Annotated in this window: 7 protein-coding genes; 5 read left to right on the forward strand and 2 right to left on the reverse strand. The window is 50.9% G+C overall.

From position 1 onward, the window contains the following. The first annotated feature begins 32 nt into the window (after positions 1–32). From NDA01_RS18610 to NDA01_RS18630, 5 genes are all read left to right on the forward strand, one after another. Positions 33–614, forward strand: a complete 582-nt coding sequence (locus tag NDA01_RS18610) for a zinc dependent phospholipase C family protein (RefSeq protein WP_348229110.1) — start codon at positions 33–35, stop codon at positions 612–614. Positions 615–780: 166 nt separating this feature from the next. Next, entirely contained in the window at positions 781–1,164 is a 384-nt protein-coding gene (locus NDA01_RS18615; RefSeq protein WP_348229111.1) for a hypothetical protein, read from the forward strand. 93 nt (positions 1,165–1,257) lie between these two features. Continuing rightward, positions 1,258–2,229, forward strand: a complete 972-nt coding sequence (locus NDA01_RS18620; protein ID WP_348229112.1) for a DUF4349 domain-containing protein — start codon at positions 1,258–1,260, stop codon at positions 2,227–2,229. Between the two features lie 48 nt (positions 2,230–2,277). Beyond that, positions 2,278–3,657 (forward strand): serine/threonine protein kinase, encoded by a 1,380-nt coding sequence (locus NDA01_RS18625; RefSeq protein WP_348229113.1) that lies wholly within the window; start codon positions 2,278–2,280, stop codon positions 3,655–3,657. 321 nt (positions 3,658–3,978) lie between these two features. After that, positions 3,979–6,405, forward strand: a complete 2,427-nt coding sequence (locus NDA01_RS18630; protein ID WP_348229114.1) for a tetratricopeptide repeat protein — start codon at positions 3,979–3,981, stop codon at positions 6,403–6,405. 34 nt (positions 6,406–6,439) lie between these two features. Here NDA01_RS18630 and NDA01_RS18635 read toward each other — a convergent pair whose 3' ends face one another. After that, positions 6,440–6,655: a hypothetical protein gene (locus tag NDA01_RS18635; RefSeq protein WP_348229115.1), complete on the reverse strand. Its 216-nt coding sequence runs from the start codon at positions 6,653–6,655 to the stop codon at positions 6,440–6,442. A 104-nt stretch (positions 6,656–6,759) separates the two neighbouring features. Then, the gene (locus NDA01_RS18640; protein ID WP_348229116.1) at positions 6,760–7,398 is read right to left on the reverse strand and encodes a hypothetical protein; all 639 of its coding nucleotides are present in this window, start codon (positions 7,396–7,398) and stop codon (positions 6,760–6,762) included. Positions 7,399–7,498: the final 100 nt, after the last annotated feature.

The following is a 7,498-nucleotide window of genomic DNA, read 5'->3' on the forward strand; positions in this document are numbered from 1 at the left end:
CAACCTGCTCTTGATGTAGTGCGATCGCCCCTATGAACACTTATTCTCACTTTTTGATGACGGCTGCCTTGGACAAAGCGCTGCCACGAGTACCCATCGTTAAGCGAGCCTTCTTGCTGGGTTCTGTAGCTCCCGATTTGCCTCTGTGGGTTCTGTCGATCGGGGGCATTGTCTACTATCACCTCATCAAAGGTTGGAGTTTGGCGGATACGGCTCATCTCCTGTTTGACGAGCTGTATTTTCACAACCCGTTTTGGATCGCGGCACATAATACCTTGCACGCTCCAGTGCTGTTGCTGTTGGGGCTAGCTTATGTATGGCCCCGGCGACGGAACATTGGCTCTCGCACTCGCTGGCTGTTTTGGTTTCTGCTGGCCTGTCTATTTCACACGACCGTAGACATCTTGACTCATGTAGATGATGGACCGCTGTTGTTCTTCCCGCTGAACTGGACTGTCCGCTTCCACAGTGCCATCAGCTATTGGGACCCTCGCTATTACGGCCACGAATTTCAGTGGTTTGAGCAGACCTTAGATCTCGTTCTGTTAGTCTATTTGTTGCGTGAAAGAGTCTGCCAATTCTGCCAATATTTACGCCGCTGGAAACCTGTCTGATTTCAATGGCGATCGCCCTGTCAGCCTGAAATTGTTTAAGGTCCTAAAGTGCTGCTCATCACATATTTAGCCTGGGTCTCAGGATAGGTGAGAATGAGCCGTAATGTTTCTATGATCTAGAGAGAGCGCTCAAAGAGTCCCACCGCCAAGAGGAGAATGGCCATCTATGCATGAAATATCACCAGAAAGTGCAGAAGCTGCATTAAGACATGCAGAAATTGCTCAAAAGCATGGGGAATCGATCGAGACGGTCGGCAAACTTTTGCAAGGCCAAGAGGGTGCGAGCGCAGACGTAGGACAGGTTATTGAAGAGCGGGGGCAGTGGATTCAGGAGTATGCCCAAGCGTCTAAGGAGTATGCTAAGCTCGCCCAAATCAACAAAGCTGCCTCTACCGAAGCTTATGTCATGGCTACGAGTGAGCATGGAAAAGCGGTTGAGGAACATGTAGCAGCCGTCAAAGCTTATCTTGCCGTTGCACAGGAAAATTTAAGACAGAGAGAATCGGAGTGGGTAGAACATAGAATTCTCATCGAGCATGAGCAGGCGTAACTATGACTCTGTTACACAAATTGCTACACAATCCTGAGTGAGCTAAAGTCGGAGCCATACTAGCAGTAACAAAAATTACTGAGAGGGTAGGCTGTGAACCGCTTATCTCACCTAAAACTTAAGCCTTCGTTGCTGTTGAGTACCCTGTTTAGCAGCGTTTTGTTTGTTAGTTGTGCTTCAGCACCTAACCAGACGATGGAGTTGGCTTCAGCGCCAATGATGGCCCAAAAACAAACGGCTACCGATTCTGCCAGTGGTAATTCTGGCAGTGATAGCAACACCAGCGGCTCTGGAGCAGAAGCAGCATCGGGACAAGCGATCGCCGCAGTTCCCCAAGCTCGACCCCAATTGATCAAGCGGGCAGAGCTGAGCGTGGTGGTCAAATCAATTGACGCGAGCTTAAAGTCAGTCGCGGCGATCGCTCAACGTCAGCAAGGCGATGTCGTCGGTCTACAAGACCAAAAACCGCAGGATAACAGTACTCGCCACACCGCTTCAATGCAAATTCAGGTGCCCCAGGAGCGCCTGGAAGCAACGCTTGCGGCATTGGCAGAATTGGGCAATGTGCAGTCTCGCGCCATTACCGTAGAAGATGTTTCCACTCAACTCGTAGATTTTCAGTCTCGGTTACGCAATCTCCGTCGCTCTGAGGAAATGCTGCTCAAGATTATGGAGCGCTCTGGCTCAATGAATGATGTGCTGCGTGTAACCCAGGAGTTGAGTAACGTGCGGCAATCAATTGAGCAAATAGATGGACAACTCAAAAGCCTCCAAGGGCAAGTCGCCTTCTCTACGATTAACCTGAGTTTGGCCGAGCCGATCGCCGCCTCGCCGCCAGCCGAAAGCCCAGTCGGTTTACGCATGCAGGAAACCTGGGGCCAAGCCACTCATTCGATGGGCAAGCTAACCGTTGGGTTGCTGAACCTAAGTATTTGGTTGTTTGTCTACAGCCCTTATCTCTTGCTAGTTGGCGGATTAGGGGCGATCGCTTACCACCGCTGGCAAAAACCCACACCTCCCTCGCCCCCAGTTGCAGAAACTCCTCCAGCCTCTGACTCGCTCTAGCCAATAGGCCACAATTAAAGCAGAACCGCAGCTTGAGGAGCAGGGTGGATGGAGGCACTACATCAGCCGCAGGATGTTATTGGCGATCGCTACCGCATCCTGGAAGTTTTGGGTCAGGGTGGCATTGGCACCACTTACAAAGCCACAGATTTACAAACCCAGCAGCAGGTAGCCCTAAAAGCCCTCTCTCTTCGGCGCATCACTGACTGGAAAGTGCTGGAACTGTTTGAGCGAGAAGCCAGAGTGCTGTCTTACCTGCAACATGCCGCTATTCCGCACTATCTCAACTACTTTCAGGTGGATACGCCGGAGAATCGCTGGTGTTATCTGGTGCAAGAATTGGCGGAGGGGCGATCGCTGGCGCAGTGGGTCAAGGAAGGCTGGCGGATTGGAGAGGTCGAAGCTAAGCAGCTAGCGATACAAGTGTTAGAAGTGCTGAGTTACCTGCACTCGCTCACCCCACCTGTGATTCACCGCGACATCAAACCCCAAAACATCTTACGACGGTCAGACGGGCAAATCTTCTTAGTAGATTTTGGGGCGGTGCAAGACACTTACCGGGACACTCTGACTCAAGGCAGTACAGTTGTGGGCACCTACGGCTACATGGCTCCAGAGCAGTTTCGGGGTAAAGCCGTTCTCGCCACTGACCTGTACGGCTTGGGGGCCACACTATTATTTTTGCTGACCCACCAATCTCCCGCTGATCTACCCCAGCGCCGCCTCAAAATCGATATTCATGCCTGTACTCAACTCTCCCCCAGTTTTGCCGACTGGCTCGACCAGATGCTAGAGCCTGCGATGGAGGATCGCTTTCCGTCTGCCAAGGAAGCTTTGGCTGCATTACAAGCGCCACCTCGTCATCAGGTTGAGTTAGCAAGCTCCGAGTTCCAGATTGATCGGCAACCTGCTGGCAGTCGCATTCAGCTAAAGCGTACAGCCCAGGAGGTACTAGTTGACATCCCACCCCAACGTTTTCTATCTCGCAATCTTGGTTTATTCGGTTTTGCGTTGGTTTGGAATGGTTTTATCTTTTTTTGGACAAGCTCTGCGATCGCGATGGGTGCGCCCATCTTTTTTCCTCTCTTCTCCATTCCCTTCTGGATGGCAGGTTTAACTTTACTAGGCCATGCCTTAGCTCCCATTACCATCCAAACGTATGTAGAAATCAATCGCCATCGTTTTCGGCTCCAGCAGCAGTGCTTGGGTTGGCGGTACCGTCAGGTTGAAGGTAACACGGAGGATTTGGAAGCTATTCAATGGTTCGACAGCCAAATGCGAATCAACGATCAGCCTGTGTATACCTGTGCCTTAATCGAGGGAGTGCGAACTCACCAATTTGGCTCGGCGCTGACCCATACAGAGCAAAAGTGGCTAGCACAGGAGTTGTCAACCTTTTTAGCCAAGGTGCGATCGCCAAAGGCTTAGCCAAATATTTAACTCTGCTGACAGTTTTTTACTTCAACCAATCTTTAAAGAACGAGGTACGGAGAAGCCGAGTCAGCCGTAGCAAGCTGCTACTCAAAGATGTGGGGCGATCGCTGGTTTAGAGAGCTGCACCGTATCACCGCAACTCGTGCTTTATATCACCATTGCTATGCGTAGACGTTCCTGATTCACTTGAGCCGAGCTGAAGAGCGAAATAAGGTGCTGTTCTGTCACGGTGCAATCTACTCTTATACCCAGGTTTAGGCCACCCAGTTTAGGCAGACCCTTCTGACTTGTTCACTTCAGCTATCTGGAAACGCTGTGAATCATCGTCGCTGGCGCGAAACTGCCGAATATTTCATGCTTGCAAGCTCAGGGGTTGGAGCAGTTGCGGCGGCTGTCTCGCAGCAATTTCTGTTTGCGGCTGCCCCGATTTCTTGCTTGCTGGCTCTCAATCTAGTCAACCGACAGCGGTTTGAGCAAGAAACCAAGCAACTGACCAAGTTGACCATCACCCGACTGGACAGTCGCGTTACTAGAGAAATAGCCTACCTCCAAGAGCACATTGAAGGCTTACCCAGCGTCGTAGAGCTAGACAGCCTCAAGCAAAACTTCTTTCGGCGGCACCGTGAGTCTTTGAACAGGCTCTCAGAACAGTTACAAACACTGCAATGGGAAATGCAACGCCAACTGGCTCCCCTGAAAGCCCAAGATGTTGCAGGGCTGCGTCAGGACTTGGAGCAAATGCAAATCCAGCATACTCAAGTTGCCACCGCCTTAGAACAGGTGACAGACCAATTGGCTCAGTTGACCGCGCATCCTCAAGCAGAGCAGACAGAAGCCGCAATCGCCCGATTGCAAGCAGACATGGTACAAGCCCAAGCTGATCTGAAGCTTCTCAGCAACGAGCCTATGAGCCAGGTGAAGGGGTTGCAAGATCAGGTTAACCACATCAACCGTCGCCTGAATCATTTGCCCACTCCCTTTGATGCCAGTTCCCTCAAGCAAGACGTAGAATCCCTGATCCGAGTCATTGCAGGGCTAGTACCCCGCCGAGAATTTACTCGCGCCTTAGTGGATTTAGAAAATCTACAGCACAAGTATCAAGGTCTAGAGCAGTCTGTCGCCCCTTTGCGGTTGGCAATCACTATTTTTCGCAAACAACTAGATGTCCTCCACAGTAAAGTTCATGCTCCTGGCGAAGCCCAGCTTCTAGAGGAGCTGAGCCAAACGGTCGCTGCAATGGAGGCTCGGCTGAGCCAATTGCCAACCTTACCTGACTTGGCGGATTTGCAAGACCAGATTCAAGCTCAAGCGAGTTTAGGCCCTGAGGTCGCTCAGCTCCGCCAACAAGTCACCACCGTACAACGCAACACGGAAGCGCTATACCAACAGCACAAAGCCCTGCGCGACTGGATTCATCGTTTACCGCAACTGTTAGACAACAGTGCCCTGCAAAGCCAACTCCAAAGCTTAGCAACTCGCCTGGAAGGGGTGGAGGGCAACATGGTAGAAGTCCGGGGCGAACTAGAAACAACGTTGCAAAAGCGATTGGGCGGTATCAATCAGCAATTGCAAGCTTTGCCGGGAATGCCAAACCATGAGCTAGTCATGGCGCTGCGCTCTACCTTGCCAGCACCCAGCGATCGCCCGGAACCACTAGCGGGTAGCCGAGCCTTTTTAGAAGAATTACTCGACCAAGCGGAAAATCAAGTGATTGTAGTTTGGCCGTGGCCCAACCCGTTTAGTTTAGATGCTGCCTTGCTAGAGAAGTTTCGAGCGTTCTTGCAACGCGGCGGTTGCCTTGCGATGGGGTGGAGCCATTTAGGCATGACCCATCAAAGCTACGCCCCTCGCTATATCAGTCCGCGATCACCCATATCACCCCCCGAAAGAAGTTGGCTCCACAACACGCTGAAGCAACTAGCGCAACTGAAGCAGGAGTTTCCGCAACAATTTAAGTTCAAAATCTTGGGAGCAGATGAGAATTTCTTGGTGTGCGATCGCCGCTTAGCCATTCTCAAAATTCCTAACCTACCCGTTTCTAGCACCGTTTTTCCAGAACTAGAACTCGGACTCCGCACCACTGATGCTCAAACTATTCAAGGATTAATTGATCGCTTTGAGCAACCGCTGTTAGATGCCAACGATGCTACAGCTTATTTTCAGCGGGCGGCTACCCGCTACGAGATTGGTGATAAATCAGGGGCGATCGCCGATTACACCCAAGTCTTACAGATTGATCCACATAACGATGTCGCCTATACCAACCGGGGCGTGGCTCGTTATGACTTAGGCGACTCAGCAGAGGCCATGGCCGACTTTGACCAAGCAATTCAGCAAAATCCTGACAACAGTGTCGCTTATTGCAATCGTGGCTTTATCTGTGCCGAGTTAGGCGACAAGCTAGGCGCAATTGAAGACTACACTCAGGCGATCGCACTGTCTCCCGATGATGCGACTACTTACTTCTACCGGGGAGTAGCTCGAACCCGCATCGGTAACAAACTAGGCGCAATTGAAGACTACAGTCAGGCGATTGGACTCCATCCTGAAGACGCCACTGCTTACCTCTATCGCGGTCTAGCTCGTGCGAAGCTAGGTGATAACCCAGGAGCGATCGCCGATTTACAGCAGGCAGAACAATTATTTAGCGATCGTGGTGATTTACTTAATCGCCGTAAAGCTCAGGGTACTCTGAAAAAACTACAACAAGCGATGGTAGATGCCAACCTAATTAACTGCTAAATCAATCTGACCCGAATAATGGCTCAAGTTGTTGCTAGGGAACCATCGTAAGCGCGTCGTCAGTATCAGTCACGTTAGAAGTTACTTGCTGAGCTGGCGAGGGGGAGAGCATCATCTGACCTACAAAGCCATAGCCCAATAAGTATAGGAAGGCAAATCCAGCTAAGCCCATCTGTATCACTTTGCCCAGCGACCACAGTTGAGGTGGCTGTTCTTGGGGAAGTTGGGGCTTTTTAACTGTTTCAAGCATTGAGTCAACCTGAGCTGCGTCTTGTAATCCAGTAAACGGTTTTTATCCGCTGTATCAGGCTACCTTTGCAGTTACCACCTCAATTACTATCAAAAGGGTGAGACTCAGGGCGGAGTGAGGGTGATTTTTGGTTGAAGCGCTGATTTCTCCCACTGCACTCGGTAGAGAATATAACGGCTATCCTCATATACTTCCTCATACCAAGTTTTTACTACTTCGGGTTGGGCGATTGCCAGAGTATCTGGAGGCAGTGACTTGAGCTGTTGCTTATCGAAGAGAATGTGGGAGATTTCTGACTTCTGTAAGGACTGAAAGGCTTGTTTTTCCTGTCCTCGTGCTGCTCCCCAAGTCGCTGGGCGGGCGATCGTGGCGTCACTCCACAAGCGAGCGCGATCGCTATAGAATTGGTCACCATCACTAAAGGTGAGAATTCTAGCTGTTTTGGGTAAGTGAGCATTGATATATTGCCAAGCCGAATAGGAAGGGACTGTTTTCTGCAAATAAGCGGCTTCTGATGTTTGTCCTACTACTACTGGCAAAGGTATCTCACGAATCACATGGGTTAACCAACCAGTCCAACCGACGCGATTGCCTTCGTGGAAGGGTAGAAATGGCGGCAAGTTGAGTGGAAGAAGCACAGCTAAGCCTGTGTACAAAGCTAGACCACCCCCTCTCGCAAAAGAGTTGAGCCAATGGGCCAGCCCTTCACAAGATGCTGCTGCCAGAATTGTGTTAAATGTCAAGGGGATAGACGTGTCGCGACAGAGGCTTGGTGAGTGAATGTCGTCAGTCGAGACCTCAGATCGCAACGACAACTAGGGATCGCGACGACAACTACAGATC

Source organism: Trichocoleus desertorum AS-A10 (assembly GCF_039962155.1).
In the GTDB taxonomy this organism is placed as follows: Bacteria; Cyanobacteriota; Cyanobacteriia; order FACHB-46; family FACHB-46; genus Trichocoleus.

What these genes read in the sequence shown, in the direction of transcription:
- NDA01_RS18610 (WP_348229110.1), top strand. Translation starts at nt 33, where the DNA reads ATGAACACTTATTCTCACTTTTTGATGACGGCTGCCTTGGACAAAGCG.
- NDA01_RS18615 (WP_348229111.1), top strand. Translation starts at nt 781, where the DNA reads ATGCATGAAATATCACCAGAAAGTGCAGAAGCTGCATTAAGACATGCA.
- NDA01_RS18625 (WP_348229113.1), top strand. Translation starts at nt 2,278, where the DNA reads ATGGAGGCACTACATCAGCCGCAGGATGTTATTGGCGATCGCTACCGC.
- NDA01_RS18635 (WP_348229115.1), bottom strand. Translation starts at nt 6,655, where the DNA reads ATGCTTGAAACAGTTAAAAAGCCCCAACTTCCCCAAGAACAGCCACCT.